This window comes from Providencia sp. PROV236, assembly GCF_033676985.1.
Lineage (GTDB): Bacteria > Pseudomonadota > Gammaproteobacteria > Enterobacterales > Enterobacteriaceae > Providencia > Providencia manganoxydans.
In genome coordinates this window covers 1-22,841 of record NZ_CP096297.1, presented here as the reverse complement: position 1 = coordinate 22,841, position 22,841 = coordinate 1, and the positions used below count along the sequence as shown (strand labels likewise).

Here is a 22,841-nt window from a genome sequence, read left to right as displayed (position 1 = left end):
AGTCACTGCTGACCAAGTGCTTGTACGCTTTCGACTAGATCGGCTAACTGCGCAACAACACGATCACCTACGTCAGCATTGTCACCACCAAGCGCTTTATTTCGCATGAAATCACGCTTAATTTGCTGCCAACGTGACGCTTCTTGCTCGGTTAGTACACCACGAATTTCCGCGAGTTTTAGTAAGTTCTCTTCTGCGCCTGTTGTGAGTAGCTGTGCTTCCCCAAGGTAGTGATCATCTAATAAACGCTCTAGCTCTTCTGCATTCATCACTGAAGACACTTTTTCGCTTAATTTATTCATATTACGATAACTGCCTTGTAGACGGAATGCAGGCTCAGTACGGTATTTATCGGACTGTGCAGCGCTTGCGATATATTGTTGGTTAACTTTTAATACCACATCGCGTAGCGTGAGCAAATGGCTAATAACTGCAACGATTTCACTGATTTCTGCATCTGAGTATGGGTAACTCAAGGTATTAGTCGAGACTGATTTACCCATCGCTTTATCAACGAGCAGGTAAAGGTCATTTAAATCACGTAATGCAAGAGGAGCAAGTACTGGGTTAGAGGTCAGGCTATTTTCGATATAACTTAATGCAAATGCTTCATCCATACCACCGAGCACTTCCCCTAAGTTATAGATATCTGCACGGTTAGCTAACATATCAGGAATGCGGAAAACCTCGCCTGATTCGGTATATGGGTTACCTGCCATGACGACGCAGAATTTTTTACCGCGCATATCGTATGTTTTGGTTTGCCCTTTCCAAACACCTTCTATACGCCTTGTTCCATCACACAATGAAATAAATTTCTGTAAAAACTCAGGATGAGTATGTTGAATATCATCAACATACAGCATGACATTATTCCCCATCTCTAAGGCTAAATTGAGTTTTTCAAGTTCTTGCCTTGCGGTTGCATTGGGGGCTTGAGCTGGATCGAGAGAGAGGACGTCATGCCCTAATGCGGGGCCATTGACCTTCATGAAGATCAGGCCTAAGCGGTCGGCAACATATTCCATTAATGTTGTCTTACCGTAGCCCGGTGGTGAAATCATCAGCAACAGTCCCATTAAATCGGTGCGTTTACCTTCACCTAGTGCACCGATTTGTTTCGCCATGTTGTCACCGATGATCGGTAAGTAAACATCGTTAATCAATTTGTTACGCACAAAAGAACTTAGAGGCCGTGCTTTGAACTCGTGGAGTTTCAAACGACGTCGCTCTTCTGCTACGATACGCTGACGTAATGATTGATACTCACGGAAAGCGGGGATAAATTGTTTGCGTTGACGACGCATGCGGCTGAAATAGTTATCTAAACTCAGTGAAAGTGTTTGATTTTCTATTGTTGGGTGCTCACCGAGCAAGCCATTCACTTTGAAGTAAAGGTCTGCTTCACTGTAACGTGCTGAAGCGGCTTTATCTAAAATAATGATCGCAATTGCACCTGGAATGTATGGCGTCAAATGGGCAAATTCAGCAATAGAGCACAGCCCTTGTAACCAATTTTGGATTAATGCCCAACGTTGTGCATAGCGATCCGATAGATTTTGCTGTGAGCGGTTAAAATCAATCCACATATGTGCGTCTTCTAATCTGCTTTGTAGCGCAGAAACAAGATCCCGTGCATATTTACTGTATATAAGGTCGATTGGGCTACGCGCCAAAGCAAAGCTAAGGTATTCAGCAGCTTGGGTTTGTTGATAACCTTCACATGCTATCGGGTGCTTTTGTAGGAAAAGGCTAATATCCGCTTCGATTTCTGCCTGCAAATCAAGTAAGGCATCGTCATTGTGGAATAGTTGTTGGATATTCATTGCTGTTCGAGCGCGCTCAGGCCATAGTGCCGGATATGCGTTTGTTTGTGCTTGTTCCCAGAAAATGGCCGCAATTGCTCGTGCTGTTGGGTTATAACGTAGTAAATCTGCACTTTCACCAACAGGGATCAATTTTTTCAAAATGGCAATGGCATCATGGTCATGGATACCTTTTTCATAACCCTCTTTATAGCGAGGAGCGGCAAAATCACGCACAATTTTATCCAGTTTTTCAGGCACGGATAATGCGGATTTCAGCATATTGTAGTCAAGGCCATCTTGACGTTTACTGGCTGCATAAATGATTGAGTAAGCCAAATACTCTGCACGGTAAACGCTTTCTGACTCAGATTCTAATGTGGCTGACCAATAGGGTTGTAAATCTGCTAATTGTGGGTTGTCGATTGGCTCTTGGAAATCAGTACCGGTCAGATATAACCATAGCTGGTTTTCTTTTGGCAGGATGGTTAAGTCTAGTTCTTGGGTATTTACGCTAAAGCGATGGCGAGGCCCCAATTTAATAATGTTGCCACCATCTTCAAAGATGTCTGTTTTATCGCGTAATGTACGAATTGCTTGGTCGCGCGCTGCTTTCAATTTAGCATCGATATCATCGGCTTTAACGTTATCATTGATTTCTCTTAATTTTTCAATGATTTCACGAGTTTTTGCTGCTAATGGATCTGAGGCAAAAAAAGCATTCAATTCATCTTGCGATTGTAGGCGTAAAGTACGGCGCTGTAAGCTTTCTAACAACCGTTCTGCTGCTGTTTGTAAGTTTTGGGAACGGCGTTGACGGTCATCCAGTAGTGCCTGTTTATGTGATTCAAAAGTCTCTAATAGCTCTTCACGTTTGGCTAAAATGTCATCGAGAAATTGATCATGGTTGCTGAATTGGCTTTCGAGTTCTTCTAATTGTACTAACAGCCGCGATAATTGGTCATCACAACGTTCAGGGTCGGTCGAAAGTGATAAAGCATTAGTGATGCCTTGGCTAAATAAGCGAAATTGTGCGCCAAATTGGGCAACCGTTTCGACGCTACTTTGTGATTTACGTTTTTGTTGTAAGCGTGCTCTTGACTGGTTTAATTGCGCATAAATCTGTGAAATAGCATCAATGATATGAGTTTGTTGTGTCACATCCTCGAATTTTAGTGATGCCATTAAATTTGATAGCATGTCTAAATCGTTAGACATGGTTTCCATTCCATTCATAGGAATGTCGAGCTGAGCGCTATTTTGTGCGCCTTCCATCTGTTCTTCAAAGGCGGCTAACTGTGTTTTAAACGGTTGTAGTGCTTTATCACTCGCAAGAAATGCCGCGGTTGCTTGGGAAACTTGTTGCTGAGTTTGAGTGATCTCTTCTTCCATTTGACCTAGTTTGGTCAAATCCATATAACGGAATTCGCGTAAGGAAATAAGATGACCGCGTTGTGCACTGAGTGCATTTAGTCCATCAACAAATTGTTGAATATCATTCCAACTCTCGGGTAGAGTTAGTGAAAGTAATGATTTTTGGCGGCTAATCGCTTCACTCATTGATTTCGCAGATTGTTGGCGAATACTTTCTACTTTTTCATATTCGTCTAACACCAACTCACTGGTTTGTGTGATTTCTTTGAGTAATTTACCAATACCTAAACACTGTTCATCATTGAACCAGTAATAGATATCTAATAGATTCTTGGGTTGTTGGCTAAGTTGTTCATAGCGAGCAACGGATACTTGATTGCCTTCAATCTCTTTGGCGATATGCAATATTTCAGAGATACCACGTACCAAATCAGCATTACCAATTTTGCCGAAAAAGCCGCCTCGAGCAGGTTGTTGATCCGCGAATTCCTCAGTATAAAAAGGTGTTTGCCATACTTGCATTGGATGAACACGAGTTGCTTCGTCACCTTCACCTTCAAATAGCACCATCTTGCCATCTTCGAGCATGGCATAACCATGGCCGATCAACGGAATAGCCAGTTTTCGCTCAATTAAGTTGTAGTTAAATAGGGCGATGCGGCCTTGATTTGGTGAATAGAATACATATAGGACATCTTCACCATTAGGTGAACGACGGAGACGACGAAAACGCATGCCATCCATCGGTTGGTCGAAGGTTTTATATTCACCATTTTGTAGATAATAGCCACCGGGGAAAATAATGCCGTGATCTTCAGGTAATTGCACACAAGCTTGGCCAATGGCATCAATGCGTTGAACTGTTTGAGTGAGCGTGTTGTAAACCAAATAACGCCAACTTTCCTCTCGATAAGGTAAGATTTTAAGGAGGATCAAACTACCTGTTTGCGCATACTCGATTTGTGCATCATCAAGTGATTGGTTTTTATCGAGAACTGCTTCACGATAAATCCCCAATCCATCTTCGGTATTATTTTCACACTTGATAGTGAGATCGCCACCGATAGTTTCAACAAAAACGGTATCTAAAATATTGATATGGGGAAAACGACCATTTACCGTGTCTTCACGTGTCGTTTTAACCCATTCAAAATCATAAGCAGGAGGAAGGGCAATATCGCGTTCACCGCGGTTATCAATATAATCTATTTTACTTTTATCACTGGAAATAGACCAACGGAACACACGTACGTCGCTAATACGATCACCGATTTGGAAGCTAGCTAATAGCTTACCATCACGTTCAACCAGCTGTAATAATTGGGTATTCTTATAGTAGGTATATAATTCGGTGAAGTCTTGAACAAAGCGGGTATCACTGAGAAAGGTGCCTTCATAAGGCACGGCTTCAACATCGAAGTCGCCTTGATTATCAATCAAACGATACAAAGAAAACACATCTTCAAGATGTGTTTCTCGTTTTAAGCCAAGGAAAACGTTATAGCCAAATAACAACCAATCACCGACACGGACAATATCTCTTGCTTGGCAGTTATTTTCTGTGCGAATACGGATACGACCAATAATGTCCATTTGACTTTGGCCGAACTCTTGCAAGCGACTGTCATTGAGCTGCGCGGCTTTTTGATGAAGCTGTTGCCCTTGCTCGGTAAGGCGCTTGCGTAATATTTCATAAGCACCACCTTGTGCAACAGCACTATCCAGTATTTCCTGTTCGTGATCCGTATCCTGAATTGACATGTATCGCTGATTCCCTTGGCTATAACAAAGGCATACTTATATTCGTTATAATTCAAGTTGCAGCATTATTGACTAGGTACATGTGTACTAGTTACCTATTTTTGTAGGCTCCTAGTGACGTACTTACTGGTCGTCTAGCTGCATCTCGAATTATTTTGAGTATAAATGCTTTATTTAAAATAAATCATCAGTTGGTGTTTTTGGTTTTTCTGTGACAACTTTTGCTTGCTGTCCAGCACCTTTCGCAGCCATAAACCCATTGATCAAATCTTGAATTTCTGGGTTTTTAAGCAATGATGCAATATCTATTTTTTGATCAGTTTTACGATTCATCAGCTTTTCCACGCTTTCCTTTGCGAAGCTGCTTTTATCCATAAAACCATCGACAGCTTTACCTAAGCTCAATGCTTTAGAGAAGGTGTTAAAGAAGCTGCCATCACCACCCACAATTTCGATATTGGTTTTGGTTAATGCGGCTGCCAGAACATCAGCTTGTTCACGGGCAATTTCTTTGTTGGCATCAATAGAAGCCATGGATTGTTCGAACTCTTTTTCAAGACGCATACGGAATTCTTCATGCGCACGAGCAGTATCACTGAGGTGATCCATTGATTTAAACTTGTCAGTTAGACCGTCTGCCTCTGCTTTCAAGCGTTGGCGGATAACTTCAGCTTGTGCTGCACCCAACTGGCCTTCACCACGAGCTTGCGCTGCCAGTTTTTCTTCAAGAACTTTGGCATCAGCCAGACCCAATTTTTCTTTGGCGTTAGCTTGTTGCTCTTCACCACGTGCTTGAGCAGCCAATTTTTCTTCAAGAATTTTCGCTTCTGCAAAGCCTTGTTGTTGCTCGGCTAGTGCCTTGGCTTCCATGACCTGTGCTTCAGTTAAGCCTTTTTCTTTCAAACCACGCGCTTCTGCAAGCAATTTTTCAGCAGTGATGTTAGCTTGTACTAAGCCTTCTTTCTCTTCAGCTTCAGCGGTTGCTTGGCGTACACGAGCCTCTGCAAGGCCTAATGCCGCATGTTCGGCTTCCACCCCTTCAGCTAAACGTTTTTTCGCTTCAGCTTGTTTTGCCGATGCCTCTAGCTCAGCTTGTGCCATAGTGCTAATTTCTTCAGCTCTATGTTTTGCACTGGCTTCATCCGCTTCTGCTTTTTTCACTTGGCGGACTAAAGACTCTTCAGCTTCCGCTTGTGCGTTGATCACGGTGACTTGGCGTAAGCGGTCAGCTTCTGAAATTTCACGAACTTCTTTAATGCGCTCTTCTTCTTGAGCGACGCTTTTCTCAACAATGACGCGTTCACGGATCACATTGGAAATGTTTTTGCGTTCTTCTTCTAATGCTTTTTCTTTTTCAATGCGTTGTAGTTCTACTTCACGTTCACGGGCGACAATTTCGAGATCACGAGCACGATTAACGCGTTCTTCTTCAATGGCAACGGCACGTGTACGGTTTTGTTGAGCGACCTCTACTTCACGCATCCGGTTTTCTTCGCGGATTTCAATTTCTTGTTGAGTTTGAATACGCGCTTGTTCGGATTTGAGGCGTTCTTCTTCTTGTACACGAAGAGTTTCCGCTTGTTCGCGAGCACGAATATTATCGATTTCACGTTTTTGGCGTGCTTCTGCATCTGCTTGTTGGCGCTCAAGCGCTAAACTTGCTTCGCGGGTTTCCACATTTTTCTTCTGGATCGCTAACTCTTGGTCGCGTTCTTTTTGGTTAGTTTCAATATTGTGGATGGCTGTAATTTCGGTGATTTTACGAATACCTTCGGAGTCGAAAATATTGTTTGGATCAAGAGCGACTTTTGGTGTTTGTTCTAAATAATCAATTGCCACGTCTTCAAGTGCATAACCGTTAAGATCTTTACCAATAACATCAACAATGCGATCACGGAAGTTTTGTCGGTCTTCAAATAGCTTGGCTAATTCAAACTGTTTACCAACGGTTTTTAGTGCTTCAGAGAACTTAGCGCTAAATAGCGTGCTGACGGCTTGGTGGTCAGATGCGCGATCGACACCAATCGCTTTTGCAACTTTTAGAACGTCTTCAGTGGTTTCGTTAACGCGTAGGTAAAAGGCGACAGTAATGTCTGCACGTAAATTGTCTTGGCATATCAGGCCATCTTTACCACGGCGATCAACCTCTAAGGTCAAAAGAGAGATACGCATGAACTCTTTTTTGTAGATGACAGGATAAACTAAGGCGCCTGTAAAATGGACTTTTGGCTGCGATGACATGTCGTTGACAATAAGCGCAGTTCCTTGCGGGACCTTGATATAGAAGGCTTTGAATAGCCCAAAGAAGCCCAGTATGACTATAATTATGCCCCCAATAATGGTTAAAAAGGGCATTAGATCAGCCAATTCCATATTTTCTCTCCGTGGGTTTAGGTATATCGTCGTTGATTATTTAAGGTATTTATATTTGTTATACTGCAAGTCACAGCGTCTTGCGCTGAGGTATGGTGACTACGCTCATTCGCGCCAGCCTCATTGTTTTTCTATGCTTCTAGAAATTTATGTTTTTTTCGACTAACAGCTCCTTGAGTATAAATTTTATAAACTACGAAATTCTTCTTCAGTCACAACAAGATAGCTGTGTGATGCAGCGTCATAGCTGATAATAACCACACGGTCACCTCGTTTTAGATTTTCAGTTGCAGCAGCGCGTATTTGTAAAATCAGCCCGGCTCCACCATCTTCTAAAATGGCTTCCCCTTTATATTCGGTGACTTCGCCTGAGCGTACTGTAGCTAATTTCCCCATTAATTGATGGGCGCTTTTGGGTGGGTTGGATTTTGCTAATTTTTCGCGTAGAGGTTTTAGACACCAAGCGGTTAGGTGAATTGAAATAAATGACGCGACTAATAATACAACGAAACCCACTAGGTAGCGCAGTAGGGTGATATCGATGAAGCGGATAAACCAATGCACACTAAAATAGCTCAGCAACCAGCCAAATAATGTGAATAAAGTCAAAATGATAGTGATAGGAATGCCTGCAAGCCCAAGTTTGGTCAGCCAGCCTGCAAAGCCAGTTGCATCAAAACCTCCACCATCAACAGAGGTATCAACACTAAATAAATCAATATCTAATAGACCAAAAGCTGCACAAACCCAATAAAACATCATAATGATAAATAAGCCGCTAAAAATAATGGCGGGGAAGGTCAGGCAGTTTTGTAGAAACAAACTCATAAATTTTCTCTCTATATTTAGAGTTGTATTTTATTATTACTTTTATTGTCATCATATCTATTTTAATGATTAACAATATCGGACTAGTCTCTATTATCTGGCTGATTTTTATCAATTATTTTTCAATGGCTTCTTGCGTTATCAATAACTGATAAAAATTCATTAGACAGTGTTTTATCATGCCATTAATTCATAGAAAAAGATAATCAATCAGCGGTCTAATATGTAATAAAACATTATAACTCATTGAAATTGTATGATTAAAAAAACTCCGAAAAATACGGATGACTATTGTTAAATATAGAGGGGATATGAATGATTGAGCCGTTATTTACTATAAATTCAAATTATTACTATCTACATCATATAAGGAAATATTTCGCTATATGATGTAGATAGATATTAAAAAGATAAGCTTTTTTTGATAATGTTAATTTAATTAATCACGTAAATTTAAACATGCAGCACCTCTGGCGCCTCCTGATTCCCCATACCTTGCTCTTTCTATGGCAGGAACAGTTGCGGTGCCATATAAGTATTTGGGTACGATATTTGGCAATAATTGGTAAATTCCTTCAAATTGGGATAATCCACCACCAAGAACGACTAAATCAGGATCTAACACGGTGATGATTTGCCCTAAAAACATCCCTAATAAATCAATGTAACGCTCGACATGTTGTTTAGCCGTTATATCACCTTGTTGATAAAGCTGAATGATTTCAATTGCCGAACGCTTTTCTTCACTAAAAGCGCTATAGATACGTTCAAAGCCTGGGCCTGATAAATAAGTTTCAAAACAGGCCTTCTTTCCACAGCCACAGGTGATTTCTGGCACACGATCGCCTAAATGTTGTGCGCCTTGTAAGGTGATATTCATATGGCCAATTTCACCCGCAATACCATTTTTTCCAGAAAGAACTTTACCGTGAGAAATAAAACCGCCACCAACACCAGTACCTAAAATGAGTCCAAGTACGGTTGGATAATGTTGAAAATCTGTTGCCCATGCTTCTGAAAGCGCAAAGCAGTTTGCATCGTTTTCTACTTTTACTGGGCGCTGTAGCATGTTAGCGAGATCAGGGATCAGTGGTTTATATTTTGCCGCAGGAACATTGGTGGTAAAAACTGTTCCTGTTTGATGATTAACGATACCGGGTACGCCGACTCCAACTTTACCAATACAGCTAAATTTTGTATCGGCCTCTTCTGTAAGACGCTGAAAGGTGCTTAGCAGTTCTTGATAATCCTCTTTTGGCGTTGGAACCCGCTTTTGCCAGATAGGGTTCAGTGACTCATCAAATACCGCGAGCTCAATTTTTGTACCGCCCATATCAAAGCCATAGTACATTTTGATTTCCCCTCAAAGATTTATTTATCGTCAATTATTCTATATCTATTTGATAAATAATGCATATTAAATATATAGTTGCTTAATTATACAAAAGTTCTTAGCAGGTTGAATTAGTGTTTTTAGATTTATTTGTGGAGTGTGAATAAGAGGCGGGTTTTAATCCCTAATTTAAAAATTAGTTATAGTCTTACATATTATTTTTCTATTAAAAATATAGAGTTAATAAATATCCGTGTGGTATGTCCCATAAAACAGTTGCATCGTTATTTTAAAAATTATATTGTTATATTATAACATAACAAATGGTGCATTATGATGAAACATGGGATCCATCCTCAATATCGCACTGTCGTGTTCCATGACACGAGTGCTGATGCGTACTTTAAAGTTGGCTCAACGATTAAAACGGAAAAAACGATTGAATTTGAAGGTGAACATTTTCCATATGTCACCTTGGATGTGTCTTCGCAATCACATCCGTTTTATACCGGTAAACAAAAAATGATCTCACAAGAAGGGAAGACTGCGCAGTTCCAGAAACGTTTTGCTCGCTTCTTGTCAAAAGAGGAGAAATAAACATGAAAGTACTGAGCTCGTTAAAAACAGCTAAACAGCGCCACCCTGATTGCCAAGTCGTTCGCCGCCGTGGTCGAGTTTATGTGATTTGTAAAGCTAACCCGCGCTTCAAAGCAGTACAAGGCTGTAAAAAGAAACGTTAATTTTATCTTGAAACTGTTGGTCTTCGATTTACCGACTTCAGTTTTCCTGATCCATCGCGGCAGTCCTGTGCCGTGATGGTTTTTTTTAAGGATTTACAAAGTTGGCGATACCGCTTTTTATTTGTTCCCTTAACCAACGTGTTTTGGAATTATAAGCATTTCTTTTATGCCAAAGCATTAAAAAAGGAATATCTAACTGTTGGTAAATTTCAGGTTCTAGTGGTAAAGGGATACACACTAAATCCAGATGAAATTCATTCACATAATGTTGGCAATAGCCCGGAGCACAGGTCAGTAGTGAATGTCCTGATTGTGATGTCATTAATAATGATTGTTCGAAGGACGAATAGGATAGCTGGATATTACGCGTTAACCCCATACTGTGCAGCACATCATCGAATGCCCAAGGGATACGATTGCCATATTCAGTACTGATATGTGGATATTTTAATAAATTAGTCAGATCCCACTTTTCACTTAATAGTGGATGATCTGTGCGCACAAAGGCGAGCGGTCTATCAATAAATAGTACTTCAAAATTGAGGATATCAGGTAGGGCATTAATCGATTCTTTTGATTTATGATAACTCTCTCGCCCTAATACGCCAATATCCGCATCTCCAGCAACAATACTTGCTAAGGAGTTATAATCCCAATCACGTACATTAACATTAGATTCAGGGTATTGATTTAAAATTTTCAGCGATAAATCATGCAGCATGATTAGGTTGAGTGGCGCTTCCATCATTAAACGGAATTTTAGTCCCCGAGGTTTTTCTGTATCACGAATATCTGCAATGTAATTGGCTAAATTTAAAAATTCAGGCAGCGATTTTTCAATACGATGCATCAAGGGAGTTGAGGTTAGCCCTTGCGGGCTGCGAATAAACAGCGGGTCATCAAACCACTGGCGCAATTTAGCCAATGATTTGCTGACGGAAGAAGGCGTGATAGACAGTCGCTTAGCCGCTAAAGTGACACTACGCTCTTCGACAAGATATTGCAAAATGACGAGTAAATTTAAATCTAATCGATGCAATTGTTTATTCAAGGGATGCAACCTTACTGGACAGAGAAGATATTTTCAGTAATACCATACCGATAATAGCAGCTGCCAGTAAGATAATAAAAAGCATCTGTACTGAAGCGATGCCTACCCAACCCATAATCCAAATATATAGAGAAGCGAAACTCAATTGTGAGATAGCTAAAATAGAACTCGCGATCCCTGCTTTTCTGGCGTAAGGCGATAGTGCTTGGCTCATTATGATGCCAAATAGCATTGAAAAACCAACGCCACATAAACCGAAAACAATAAATAACAGAGGGGTATATTTAATTGCCAATAGATAAATTAATAAAAGTACCGCATTTAATAAGAATAGGCTGAGCGCGGTGTATAACAGTGTTTGGCTTTTAAATGTTGAGATCAATTTTGGCATTGAAAATGAGGTTGCCATACTTAACATCGCAAGTAAGGTCATGGATGTTGAAAACTGTCCAGTAGTAAAACCAAGGTTACCCATTAAAATGATCGGTGACACATTTACATAGGTCAAAATGACAGCAATACCAAAGCAAGAAATCACTAAACGAGTAAGAAAAAACAGATTAAGGAAACGTTCGTCGGCAAGTGGTGCTGTCGTGGTGTTTGATGCTTGTTTATTGATAGAGGGTTTGGTCTCTTTTATGCCAATTAAACAAAACAGAATACTGACTATTGCGTAAGCCGCCATAAAGTAGAACATGACTGACCAATGATAAAACAGCAGAATACCAAAACCTATTACGGGTGCGAGCACTGGAGCAATACAGGTAATACCATTCATCATTGATAGTACTTTGGTTCTGATCCGCGCTGATAGAACATCACGTAAAATAGCAAAAGTGACGACATAGCAAAAACCTGCCCCGATACCCTGTAAAAAGCGCGCACTTAAGAATACATTTACCGTCGTCGCTGAGCCCGCCATGATAGATGCGCTAGCAAACATAAAAGCGCCAACTAAAACGACGGGTTTACGACCAATATGATCTGAACACCATCCAGCAATTAACATTGTTGATGCCATGCCTGCTAAATAGATAGAAAAGGCAATGTGTAGCTGGCTTTCGCTAGCCTGTAAATCAGCGGCAATCAATGGAATACCAGTAAGATGTAAGTCGACGCCAAGTGGATAAATTAGCACTATCCAAAAGCTAAAAAGGACATATTTGATCATGGGATAACAGCATCCAGATAAAAAAACAGGGAGGCGATTTTAATCAGTATGTGCTATTCAAGGTATTGATTAATAGTAAAAGGCAATTTTCCAATTTGGAAACTTCATCGGTAAATAAGCTAAAAATCATTCGAGGAATCGCTAAGCGTAAGAAAATGAGGTGGCTAGTCCGAGTGAGTGCAGCCTTATACCTTAACAAAAAGCGCAGCAACGTGAAGTGTGACGAGTATATTAGCGAAATTACTAATATTCTCATTAATAGTTATGAAATTCACTTGCACACTGGTTGATATTTTGTCAGCTTTAAGTAGTCGATATACTCGTCATACTTCAAATTGCAGCGGTGTTGACTACACTCAGCTAGCCGAGTCACATAGTTTATCTATGCTCCCCGACTATCTTCGCTTGTCGCCTACCTGCAATTCGAATTATTTAGAGTATAGATTTTCAGTTTCTACTGTTTGCATAGTAGGAAATCAAAATTTATTGCCGTAAAATTTTTAAACAGACAGGGTGAATACAATGAAAAATGTAGGTTTTATCGGCTGGCGTGGTATGGTCGGTTCAGTTTTAATGCAGAGAATGGTAGAAGAAGGTGACTTTAATGCAATTCATCCTGTATTTTTTACCACTTCTCAGCATGGTGCAGAAGCACCTGCTTATGGTGGCCACCGCGGAACGTTGCAAGATGCTAATGATATCGACGCGCTAAAAGCGTTAGATATTATTATTAGTTGTCAGGGCGGTGATTATACCAATGAGATCTACCCAAAACTGCGAGCAGCTGGCTGGAATGGATATTGGATTGATGCGGCATCTGCACTACGTATGAAAGATGATGCGATTATCATCCTTGATCCAGTTAACCAACAACATATCCAAGACGGATTAAATAAAGGCATTAAGACCTTTGTTGGTGGTAACTGTACGGTCAGTTTAATGCTGATGTCGCTGGGTGGTTTATTTGCGAATAATTTAGTTGAGTGGGCGTCTGTTGCAACATACCAAGCCGCTTCCGGTGCTGGCGCTCGTAATATGCGTGAATTATTGGTACAAATGGGTGAGTTACATAGCCAAGTAGCGAAAGAATTACAAAATCCAGCCTCAGCAATTTTAGATATCGAGAAAAAAGTGACTGACTTTACGCGTAGCGGCGCGATGCCAACAGATGCATTTGGTGTGCCGTTAGCGGGTAGCCTTATCCCATGGATTGATAAAGCGTTAGAAAATGGTCAAAGCCGTGAGGAATGGAAAGGCCAAGCAGAAACTAACAAAATCTTAGCTACCGGTAATAATATTATCCCTGTGGATGGTTTGTGTGTACGTGTAGGTGCACTACGTTGTCATAGCCAAGCATTCACTTTAAAGCTGAAAAAAGACATTGCACTGAATGAGATAGAACAGCTATTAGCGTCTCATAATGAGTGGGTGAAAGTGGTGCCTAATGATCGTGAGATCACCATGCGTGAATTGACGCCTGCTGCGGTAACCGGAACATTGAGTACCCCTGTTGGTCGTTTACGTAAGCTTAATATGGGGCCTGAATACCTGTCGGCATTTACCGTTGGTGACCAACTACTATGGGGTGCCGCTGAGCCGCTACGCCGTATGCTGAATATTTTGCTGTAATTTCATTTCATTAAGCTCCCTTATAGCAATAAGGGGGCTTTCAAAGTAACTTCAGGCAGTAATTAGTCTGACAGCCAATGATGTTTAATTTTATAAATTAGTTCCTTCAAAGAATACAGGAAAGCTTCTTTTGTTAGGCGGCATCAATGTGTTGTTTGGTTTCATTGTATCTTTTATAAATGATATTGCTATTAATTTATCTATAAATTCAAATACATACCATTATTATAGTTTACTAGAAAATACTTCTTTAATAGTAACAAGAATACTCTCAGCCATATTTGTTATTTTTACAACGTATATCTATGTGGGAATGTTTTGGTTTTCCCCTGCATTGATAATTAATCATAATTTTTCTGTTATGGATTCGATTAAAACGAGTTGTCTTGCTTTTAAAAGAAATATTATTCCATTTTTTGTTTTCTTTATCATTATTGGCTTAGTTTCTATTGCATCCATTCCTCTTTACTTTGGCTTTATTCTTATGCCGATGATTTTCCCTGCGTCTTATTATACGACATATCGAGTTGTTTTTTTTGAAGAAAGTAATAACACATCCACGTCATTCCAAGATAATAACCCATAATATGGGTCATAGAGCTTGTGTGAGATTAATGCTCTTTTGAATAGAGCATTAATCATGAGTCTTTTGCTCAGAAGGCAGGTTTTTTAAACTCAGTAAAGTTCGATTGCCATCAATCATAGTGATTTCTTTCTGTGCTTGATAACAGCTATTTAGCGGCGATAGGCACGCCTTAGGGCTATGTTGTTGTATACCGAGCCAATCGCTAATTAACCAATAGTTGTTGGCTGTTGAATAAGGTGCGTTGAGTACCGTGTTATCCAACGAGGGCTTTGCACTATTTGGGCTATACCAAACAAACAAGGGAATTTCATACGCCTCTTTAGTTGGGTTATTGACTCCGTGATGGTAATAAACATCATATTTATCATCTAAACGTTGTAATGCATGATCAGAAAAATACATTACAGTGGCGGATTTACCTGAGAGCTGTTGTAAGATGTTTTCGATCAACGCATCAGTGTAAGCGATAGAGCTGTCATAGCAGTTATCATCTTCTTGAGTACTAAATTCTTGATACTTCTCTTCAGGGAAACGATTACAGGATGGCTCATGGCTTCCGTAGGTATGTAAGACGATCAGTTTTTTCTTTTTCACGCCATCATTAATGGCGTTGTTGAAATAGCCTAAAATTTCCTCATCATAACCGACAAACTCATTCCACTTTCGATGTTTTGCCATACTGGCAATAGTGGAAATTATGCTAGTTTTACGATTGGTTTTACCTTGATTGCTTATCCAATAGGTTTCAAATCCTGCATGATTGGCTAGCGCGACAATATTGTCTGCATAGTGTTGCTTGTCTTGCATTTGCGAAAAGCTGATATTTGACAGCGAGATAGGGACTGACAAAATGGTTACTGGTGCGGGTGAGTAGGCTTGGTCAAATACTAACATTTGCGGTTTTCGCTGATCTAAATTTGGGGTTGTCTCGTATTGATAACCGTAAAGGCTTAAGTGATCTCGGCGTACTGATTCGCCAATGATCAGCACATAAATATCGCTACTCGCTTCTTTTTTATCATATTGATATTGCACAACTGTATTCGGTATTTTGGTGATTTCTCTATTTTCATAGAGGTTTCGAACCAGCGCTGATGCATTATAAAAAGGCGTATGAGAGAGATACTGCTCGGCTAATAAGAGATAGCTCCCAGGTTTTGGAAGTAGTGCCGCAGAATGTGCAGGAATAACAACAAGGTAGCCAAAAAACAACCCTAAGCTAGCCCATGTGGTCTTACGATTGAGATATTTAGCACTTTTATGGATGCTAATAAAATAAACAGCAAAAACAATAATATAAAAAAGAATGTAGTATTTATTATAGGAAAGCATACCAACAGTTTCGCTACTGTTGGTATTGATAAAGGTTTCAGCGATTGATGATGAAAAGCGGATATCGTGTTTTTGATAAAAGAAAAAAGACACCGATAGGTTAAGTGCCCATAACGCACTTATCAACACAGTGAATATTTTGCCTGCTAAGCTTTTATACACTCCTGCGCAAATAAACATCAACAGCATACCCGTCACTATAATGACGAGCTTAGACAGTAAGCTAATATCACCACCTAAGAGCGCTGGCATCGCAGAAATCAGCAGAAAATAAATCGATATAATCAGTAAACGCATAACCATTATTAGAATATTTGTCAGTATTTTTTCTAGTGAGTTAGGTATGTATTTATTGGTTATAACATAATAAAAGCGTGTGTAATCAATATTGGCGGGGTAAAAAACTGTAAACTAGCGTGAGGTTAAGTCATAGAAAGAACAAAACCCCATGTTTTTACACGGGGTTTTCATTCTTATAACATTATTTCATGGTTAAGAATTAGATATCAATATTTGCCGCTTTCAGAGCATTCTCTTCAATAAAGGCACGACGAGGTTCAACTGCATCACCCATTAATGTTGTGAATAGTTGGTCTGTAGCTATCGCATCTTTGACTGTCACACGCATCATACGACGTGTATTTGGATCCATAGTGGTTTCCCATAACTGCTCTGGGTTCATTTCACCAAGGCCTTTATAACGTTGTACAGAGAGACCACGACGTGATTCACGAGTGAGCCATGCTAACGCTTCTTCAAAATTTTCGATATTTTGACGGCGTTCACCACGTTCGATGTAAGCCCCTTCTTCGATAAGATCAGCAATCATGTCTCCGAGATGGGTGATACGACGATATTCACTACCGTGGACAAAATCAAAGTCTAAGTTGTAGTCAGTATCAACGCCATGCGTACGAATACGAATGGTAGGCTCGAATAGCTGGCGTTCACGGTTTTCAGTGATGCTATAGCTATAAGTACTCCCCAGCAGCTCGTTCTCTTCTAAACGCTGAACTAAGGTTTTAGCCCACTCTTCAACTTGCTCGTTATTTTTCAATGCATCTTCTGTCAGCGTTGAGTGATAAACTAAGCTATTGAGTAGAGCTTGCGGGTAGAGGCGTTCAAGGCGACGAATGATTTTATGTGCCGCATTGTATTCGACTACCAATTTTTCCAGTTCTTCACCTTTCATCGCGGGTGCATCGGCACTTAAATGCAGCGCTGCGCCATCAAGAGCAATAGAGATCAGATACTCATCCATCGCATCATCATCTTTAATATATTGTTCTTGTTTGCCTTTTTTCACTTTATACAGTGGTGGCTGAGCGATATACACATGACCTCGCTCAACAATCTCTGGCATTTGGCGATAGAAGAAAGTGAGTAGCAGGGTACGAATGTGTGAACCATCGACGTCAGCATCCGTCATGATAATAATGCTGTGATAGCGCAGTTTGTCTGGATTGTACTCATCACGGCCAATGCCGCAGCCTAATGCGGTGATTAGGGTTGCCACTTCTTGTGAGGAGAGCATTTTATCGAAACGCGCTTTTTCAACGTTAAGAATTTTACCTTTCAGAGGCAAAATCGCTTGGTTCTTACGGTTACGGCCTTGTTTTGCAGAGCCGCCCGCAGAGTCCCCTTCCACTAAGTAGAGTTCAGACAGTGCAGGGTCGCGTTCTTGACAGTCAGCCAGTTTGCCTGGCAAGCCCGCTAAGTCTAGTGCACCTTTACGACGCGTCATTTCACGTGCTTTACGAGCCGCTTCACGTGCACGCGCGGCGTCAATGATTTTACCAACAACGATTTTTGCGTCGTTTGGATTTTCTAACAGGTATTCAACAAAACGTTCGTTCATCATCGTTTCAACAGCGGTTTTTACCTCTGAAGAAACCAATTTTTCTTTGGTTTGTGATGAAAACTTAGGATCAGGGACTTTGACAGAGATAACAGCAATCAAGCCTTCACGAGCATCGTCACCCGTTGCGCTGACTTTGGCCTTCTTCTGATAGCCTTCTTTATCCATGTAGTTGTTCAAAGTACGCGTCATTGAAGCTCGGAAGCCTGCAAGGTGAGTACCGCCATCACGTTGTGGAATGTTGTTGGTGTAGCAGTAAACATTTTCTTGGAAACCATCGTTCCATTGCATGGCAATTTCAACACCAATGCCATCTTTCTCGGTTGAGAAATAAAATACGGATGGGTGGATTGGCGTTTTGTTACGGCTTAGATACTCAACAAAGGCTTTGATACCACCTTCATAGTGAAAGTGATCTTCTTTACCATCACGTTTATCAATCAGTCTAATTGATACCCCTGAGTTTAAGAATGACAGCTCGCGAAGGCGCTTAGCTAAAATATCATACTCAAATTCAGTGATGCCTTTAAAGGTATCCATGCTTGGCCAGAAGCGAACACGTGTTCCTGTTTGGTCTGTTTCACCGACGACAGTCAGTGGGCCTTGTGGCTCACCATGGCTATATACTTGTTCGTGAACTTTACCATCGCGACGGATAGTCAATTCGAGTTTTTCAGATAAGGCGTTAACAACAGATACCCCAACTCCATGCAATCCGCCGGAGACTTTATAGGAGTTATCGTCAAATTTCCCGCCTGCGTGCAGAACAGTCATGATAACTTCTGCTGCTGATACCCCTTCTTCTTCATGGATACCTGTTGGAATACCACGACCGTCATCTTGAACGGAGACCGAGTTATCAGCATGGATTGTGATCACGATGTCGTCACAAAAACCGGCGAGGGCTTCGTCGATAGCGTTGTCGACAACCTCGAAGACCATGTGATGAAGACCGGTACCATCGTCGGTATCACCGATATACATGCCTGGGCGCTTACGCACCGCATCCAGCCCTTTTAATACCTTGATACTTGAGGAGTCATATGTATTCGACATCAACGTTTCCCGCTATATTATTCCTGTGGTTTAACTTCTATTTTGCCATGTTCTACGCTAAACATCTTGCTATTTACATCAATCATGTCTTGAACTTGCTCAGGTGTAATTGCACTAACAAACACTTGAGCTTGCGTAGCCTTGAGACGAGCTGCCAATAATTGACGGCGGCCTGAATCAAGTTCCGAGGCAAAATCATCCAGTAGATACAGGCATCGTTGCCCGCTCTGTTGGGTGAAAAATTCACCCTGCGCTAACCTTAAAGCGCACATTAAAAGTTTTAGCTGACCGCGTGAAAGCATATCTTCCACAGGGGTGCCATTGGCCCTGATCCGCAAATCCGCTTTATGTGCCCCTGAGGCGGTATAGGTTAACGCTTTATCACGCTCAAATTGGCGCTCTAATAATTCTGAATACTCAATTTCTTTATCCCAACCGCGTTGAAAAGAAACTGATAATACAAATTCAGGTAAAAATTGTTGGCAAGTTTGCTTAATATTTTCAGCAATACCCGCAATATAGTCACTACGCCATTGACTGATTTGTTCAGTTAATGGCGCCAATTGTTGATCCCAATGGCGTATTTGCTCATAACGACTGACTTGGCGTAATGCAGCATTACGTTGCTTTAATAACCGTTTTAAATCGGACCAAACGGAAAAAAACAAGGGTTCATTATGAAAGCACCCCCAGTCGATAAATGCACGTCGATACTTTGGACCACCATTCAGTAATGTAAAGCCTTCTGGGGTAATCAATTGCATTGGCAGTAATTTTGCCAATTCAGCAATTTTATGGCCATCTGTACCGTCGATTCTTACTTTACTATCACCCTCACGGTTTTTACTTAAACCAAGTGACAGCTCTTTGCGTGACCCATCAAGATGGCGCAATTTCCCATGTAGGATAAATTGTTCCTGTTCGTGACGGATCACTCGGTTTGCTTGAATGCTGCGAAAAGCACGACCATGTCCAAGTGTATAAATCGCTTCCAGTACACTGGTTTTACCGCTCCCATTTGGGCCAATTAAAAAATTAAACCCATTAGCTAGCGCGAGATCGGTATCTTCAATGTTACGAAAATCGCGGATCAATAAACGCGAAAGGATCATAGAAAATGATTACAAACGCATTGGCATGACAACATAAACAGCAGCGCTGCTCGCGGAGTCTTCAATCTGCACACTCGACACAGCATCGGTTAAGAATAGTGTCACATTTTCGCTTTTTAATGCATTTAGCACGTCTAAGATGTAGCTAACGTTAAAGCCGATTTCCATTTCAGTGCCTTGATAGCTGACATCAACAATCTCTTCAGCTTCTTCTTGCTCTGGGTTATTGGCAGTAATACGTAATTGGTTTTCACTGAAATACAAGCGAACACCGCGGAATTTCTCATTTGATAGAATTGCCGCCCGGGAAAAAGCTTGTTTAAGTAAATCACAACGCGCTTCTAATGTTTTGTCTGGATTTTTCGGTAGTACTCGGCGGTAGTCAGGAAAACGACCATCAACTAATTTTGAGGTAAAAATAAAACCACCGACATGGGCGCGTATATTATTGCTACCGATTTGTAGCTGTACAGGTGAGTCGCCGCCATCTAATAGGCGCATTAACTCAATAACCCCTTTACGAGGAACTATGACCGAATGTGATGGCAGCTCTTCTTGAGCGATTTCCATCGAACAAACCGCTAAGCGGTGACCATCCGTTGAAACAGTTCTTAATAGCTGCCCTTCGGTTTCAAATAGCATACCATTAAGGTAGTAACGGACATCCTGATGTGCCATTGAAAACTGTGTAGCTTCAATCAGGCGTTTCAGGATGGACTGTGGCAGTGAAAATTCAACTTCACTTTGCCAGTCATCTAAATTAGGAAAATCGCTCGCCGGTAAAGTTGATAACGAGAAGCGGCTACGCCCAGAGCGAACCAATAACCGGTCATCATCGAGTTCAACACGGATTTCTGAACCATCAGGAAGCCCACGCCAGATATCAAAAAACTTGCGTGCTGGAACGGTAGTTGCTCCAACTTCATGTTCCTGTGTTAGAGGAACATTGGCCATCATCTCCATTTCTAAGTCGGTTCCCGTCAATAGCAAAGCCCCTTCTTTTACTTGTAACAGAAGGTTGCCCAAAATAGGTAGCGTCGGACGCCCGCCTAATGGGCCACTAACTTGTTGTAACGGTTTTAATAACTGCTCACGTTCAATAGTAAATTTCATAGCAATTAAGATGATAATGTTCTGATTAAGTTAGAAAAATCCTCTTTGATGTCATGGCTTTCTTCCCGTAACTGTTCAATTTTACGGCAAGCATGCAATACCGTTGTATGATCACGGCCACCAAAGGCATCCCCGATTTCAGGTAAACTATGATTAGTCAGTTCTTTTGCCAATGCCATTGCCATCTGGCGCGGACGAGCGACAGAACGAGAACGGCGTTTGGAAAGTAAATCTGCAACTTTTATCTTGTAATACTCAGCCACAGTTTTCTGAATGTTATCTATAGTTACCAGTTTTTCTTGTAGTGCAAGTAAATCTCGCAGCGCTTCACGCACAAAATCAATGGTGATGGCGCGGCCGGTAAAATTTGCATTGGCGATAACGCGGTTTAATGCCCCTTCTAATTCACGGACATTAGAACGTAGTCGCTTGGCGATGAAGAAGGCCACTTCGCCTGGAAGCTGGATCTCATTCTCATCGGCTTTTTTCATCAAGATCGCTACGCGAGTTTCAAGCTCTGGTGGTTCAATAGCTACCGTTAACCCCCAACCAAAACGCGATTTTAAACGATCTTCAACGCCATTGATCTCTTTAGGATAGCGATCTGAAGTTAAAATAATTTGCTGGTTACCTTCTAGTAGCGCATTGAAGGTATGAAAAAACTCTTCTTGAGAGCGCTCTTTATTAGCAAAAAATTGAATATCATCGATAAGCAATGCATCAACAGAGCGGTAGTAACGCTTAAATTCTTCAATCGCGTTGTTTTGTAAAGCCTTAACCATATCTTGTACAAAACGTTCTGAGTGCATATAAACGACACGTGCGTTGGCTTTATGTTGCATGATGCTATTGCCAACGGCGTGCAGTAAGTGTGTTTTACCTAAACCCGTGCCGCCATAGAGGAACAATGGGTTATATGCGCCCCCTGGGTTTTCAGCAACTTGTCTCGCGGCTGCGCGAGCTAACTGGTTAGATTTACCTTCAACAAAGTTATCAAAAGTATGTTTGGGGTTCACATTTGAGCGATAGGCGACATCAGGTTGTATTTTAGTTGAATTATCCCAACTTGGCTTTATCGGCGCTGAAGGAATGACAACAGAGGGAGCTTCATGTGCAGGGCGAGCCTGGGTATTCGTTTGAGAAACGGAAATGGGTTTGCTTCCCACCTCGAAACGAAGAGCAGGCACGTCAGTACCACAGAAATCATTCAGTAGTTCATTGATATTATTGATGTATTTATCTCTCACCCAATCAAGGACAAAACGATTCGGGGCATAAAGTGCCAATGTGTTATCGTTTAATTCAGCTTGAAGAGGGCGTATCCACATACTGAATTCTGTGGCAGGTAGTTCATCCTGCAATCGGGCAAGACATTGCTGCCAAAGCGAAAGTGACACGGTGGACTCCCATAAACAAGATCATCAATGAAACAAAAGAAGTACGGATTAAGCAAAGAATTTTCCGATCCTCAGATCAGAAATGTGACCGGAGATCATACCGTAAAATTGGCAAGAGATCTTCATTCTTTTACACAGTTTTTATGCTTTTTATCCACAGGTAAATGTGGTAAGACAACGAGGTTAACAGAGAAGCATACAGTTTGATCGCGATCATCAATGTTTTTTTCCACAACGTTGGGGATAACTTTAGACTATTTCTGGAAAATATTCTCTAAGATCAAAAAATATTTTTAGATCGACCGATGATCCTTGCGCTTTA

15 protein-coding genes are annotated in these 22,841 nt (G+C 41.1%); 4 read left to right on the top strand and 11 right to left on the bottom strand.

Going from position 1 to position 22,841, the window contains the following annotated elements; all coding sequences use genetic code 11:
* Window positions 1-2 precede the first annotated feature (2 nt).
* From M1E96_RS00075 to nagK, 4 genes are all read right to left on the bottom strand, one after another.
* Window positions 3-4,940 (bottom strand): DNA repair ATPase, encoded by a 4,938-nt coding sequence (locus M1E96_RS00075; RefSeq protein WP_272580831.1) that lies wholly within the window; start codon window positions 4,938-4,940, stop codon window positions 3-5.
* Between the two features lie 174 nt (window positions 4,941-5,114).
* Entirely contained in the window at window positions 5,115-7,313 is a 2,199-nt protein-coding gene (locus tag M1E96_RS00070) for a hypothetical protein (protein WP_272580830.1), read from the bottom strand.
* 186 nt (window positions 7,314-7,499) lie between these two features.
* Entirely contained in the window at window positions 7,500-8,141 is a 642-nt protein-coding gene (locus tag M1E96_RS00065; protein ID WP_272580829.1) for an OB-fold-containig protein, read from the bottom strand.
* 439 nt (window positions 8,142-8,580) lie between these two features.
* On the bottom strand, window positions 8,581-9,492 hold the full coding sequence (gene nagK, locus M1E96_RS00060) for an N-acetylglucosamine kinase (RefSeq protein WP_272580828.1): 912 nt from the start codon (window positions 9,490-9,492) through the stop codon (window positions 8,581-8,583).
* A gap of 318 nt (window positions 9,493-9,810) precedes the next feature.
* Between nagK and M1E96_RS00055 the strand changes: the two genes are divergently transcribed.
* Both M1E96_RS00055 and ykgO read left to right on the top strand, forming a co-directional pair.
* Window positions 9,811-10,071 (top strand): type B 50S ribosomal protein L31, encoded by a 261-nt coding sequence (locus tag M1E96_RS00055; protein WP_070929834.1) that lies wholly within the window; start codon window positions 9,811-9,813, stop codon window positions 10,069-10,071.
* 2 nt (window positions 10,072-10,073) lie between these two features.
* Entirely contained in the window at window positions 10,074-10,214 is a 141-nt protein-coding gene (gene ykgO / locus M1E96_RS00050; protein ID WP_070929835.1) for a type B 50S ribosomal protein L36, read from the top strand.
* Window positions 10,215-10,299: 85 nt separating this feature from the next.
* Here ykgO and yidZ read toward each other — a convergent pair whose 3' ends face one another.
* Window positions 10,300-11,265: an HTH-type transcriptional regulator YidZ gene (yidZ, locus tag M1E96_RS00045; protein WP_070929836.1), complete on the bottom strand. Its 966-nt coding sequence runs from the start codon at window positions 11,263-11,265 to the stop codon at window positions 10,300-10,302.
* The gene (locus M1E96_RS00040; RefSeq protein ID WP_272580826.1) at window positions 11,258-12,436 is read right to left on the bottom strand and encodes an MdtL family multidrug efflux MFS transporter; all 1,179 of its coding nucleotides are present in this window, start codon (window positions 12,434-12,436) and stop codon (window positions 11,258-11,260) included. Before M1E96_RS00040 ends, yidZ begins: the two co-directional genes overlap by 8 nt.
* 522 nt (window positions 12,437-12,958) lie before the next feature.
* On the opposite strand from M1E96_RS00040, the gene asd reads away from it, so the two are divergent.
* Window positions 12,959-14,065: an aspartate-semialdehyde dehydrogenase gene (gene asd / locus M1E96_RS00035; protein ID WP_140179920.1), complete on the top strand. Its 1,107-nt coding sequence runs from the start codon at window positions 12,959-12,961 to the stop codon at window positions 14,063-14,065.
* 313 nt (window positions 14,066-14,378) lie between these two features.
* Window positions 14,379-14,651, top strand: a complete 273-nt coding sequence (locus M1E96_RS00030; protein ID WP_140179918.1) for a hypothetical protein — start codon at window positions 14,379-14,381, stop codon at window positions 14,649-14,651.
* A 48-nt stretch (window positions 14,652-14,699) separates the two neighbouring features.
* Here M1E96_RS00030 and M1E96_RS00025 read toward each other — a convergent pair whose 3' ends face one another.
* The 5 genes from M1E96_RS00025 to dnaA all read right to left on the bottom strand — a co-directional run bounded on the left by M1E96_RS00025 (window position 14,700) and on the right by dnaA (window position 22,519).
* Window positions 14,700-16,235 carry a phosphoethanolamine transferase gene (locus tag M1E96_RS00025; protein ID WP_306803446.1) on the bottom strand — a complete coding sequence of 512 codons (1,536 nt, stop codon included), beginning with the start codon at window positions 16,233-16,235 and terminating at the stop codon, window positions 14,700-14,702.
* A gap of 247 nt (window positions 16,236-16,482) precedes the next feature.
* On the bottom strand, window positions 16,483-18,897 hold the full coding sequence (gene gyrB / locus M1E96_RS00020) for a DNA topoisomerase (ATP-hydrolyzing) subunit B (RefSeq protein ID WP_070929840.1): 2,415 nt from the start codon (window positions 18,895-18,897) through the stop codon (window positions 16,483-16,485).
* A 17-nt stretch (window positions 18,898-18,914) separates the two neighbouring features.
* On the bottom strand, window positions 18,915-20,009 hold the full coding sequence (gene recF / locus M1E96_RS00015; protein ID WP_070929841.1) for a DNA replication/repair protein RecF: 1,095 nt from the start codon (window positions 20,007-20,009) through the stop codon (window positions 18,915-18,917).
* Between the two features lie 9 nt (window positions 20,010-20,018).
* Window positions 20,019-21,122 carry a DNA polymerase III subunit beta gene (gene dnaN, locus M1E96_RS00010; RefSeq protein ID WP_070929842.1) on the bottom strand — a complete coding sequence of 368 codons (1,104 nt, stop codon included), beginning with the start codon at window positions 21,120-21,122 and terminating at the stop codon, window positions 20,019-20,021.
* Between the two features lie 5 nt (window positions 21,123-21,127).
* Window positions 21,128-22,519 (bottom strand): chromosomal replication initiator protein DnaA, encoded by a 1,392-nt coding sequence (gene dnaA / locus M1E96_RS00005; protein ID WP_272580824.1) that lies wholly within the window; start codon window positions 22,517-22,519, stop codon window positions 21,128-21,130.
* Window positions 22,520-22,841: the final 322 nt, after the last annotated feature.

Excerpts from the sequence above, each read along its gene's own strand:
- M1E96_RS00040 (WP_272580826.1), bottom strand. The coding sequence starts at position 12,436 with ATGATCAAATATGTCCTTTTTAGCTTTTGGATAGTGCTAATTTATCCA.
- asd (WP_140179920.1), top strand. The coding sequence starts at position 12,959 with ATGAAAAATGTAGGTTTTATCGGCTGGCGTGGTATGGTCGGTTCAGTT.
- M1E96_RS00055 (WP_070929834.1), top strand. The coding sequence starts at position 9,811 with ATGAAACATGGGATCCATCCTCAATATCGCACTGTCGTGTTCCATGAC.
- M1E96_RS00025 (WP_306803446.1), bottom strand. The coding sequence starts at position 16,235 with ATGCCAGCGCTCTTAGGTGGTGATATTAGCTTACTGTCTAAGCTCGTC.
- M1E96_RS00070 (WP_272580830.1), bottom strand. The coding sequence starts at position 7,313 with ATGGAATTGGCTGATCTAATGCCCTTTTTAACCATTATTGGGGGCATA.
- recF (WP_070929841.1), bottom strand. The coding sequence starts at position 20,009 with ATGATCCTTTCGCGTTTATTGATCCGCGATTTTCGTAACATTGAAGAT.
- ykgO (WP_070929835.1), top strand. The coding sequence starts at position 10,074 with ATGAAAGTACTGAGCTCGTTAAAAACAGCTAAACAGCGCCACCCTGAT.
- M1E96_RS00030 (WP_140179918.1), top strand. The coding sequence starts at position 14,379 with ATGTTTTGGTTTTCCCCTGCATTGATAATTAATCATAATTTTTCTGTT.
- nagK (WP_272580828.1), bottom strand. The coding sequence starts at position 9,492 with ATGTACTATGGCTTTGATATGGGCGGTACAAAAATTGAGCTCGCGGTA.
- M1E96_RS00075 (WP_272580831.1), bottom strand. The coding sequence starts at position 4,940 with ATGTCAATTCAGGATACGGATCACGAACAGGAAATACTGGATAGTGCT.
- M1E96_RS00065 (WP_272580829.1), bottom strand. The coding sequence starts at position 8,141 with ATGAGTTTGTTTCTACAAAACTGCCTGACCTTCCCCGCCATTATTTTT.
- gyrB (WP_070929840.1), bottom strand. The coding sequence starts at position 18,897 with ATGTCGAATACATATGACTCCTCAAGTATCAAGGTATTAAAAGGGCTG.
- dnaN (WP_070929842.1), bottom strand. The coding sequence starts at position 21,122 with ATGAAATTTACTATTGAACGTGAGCAGTTATTAAAACCGTTACAACAA.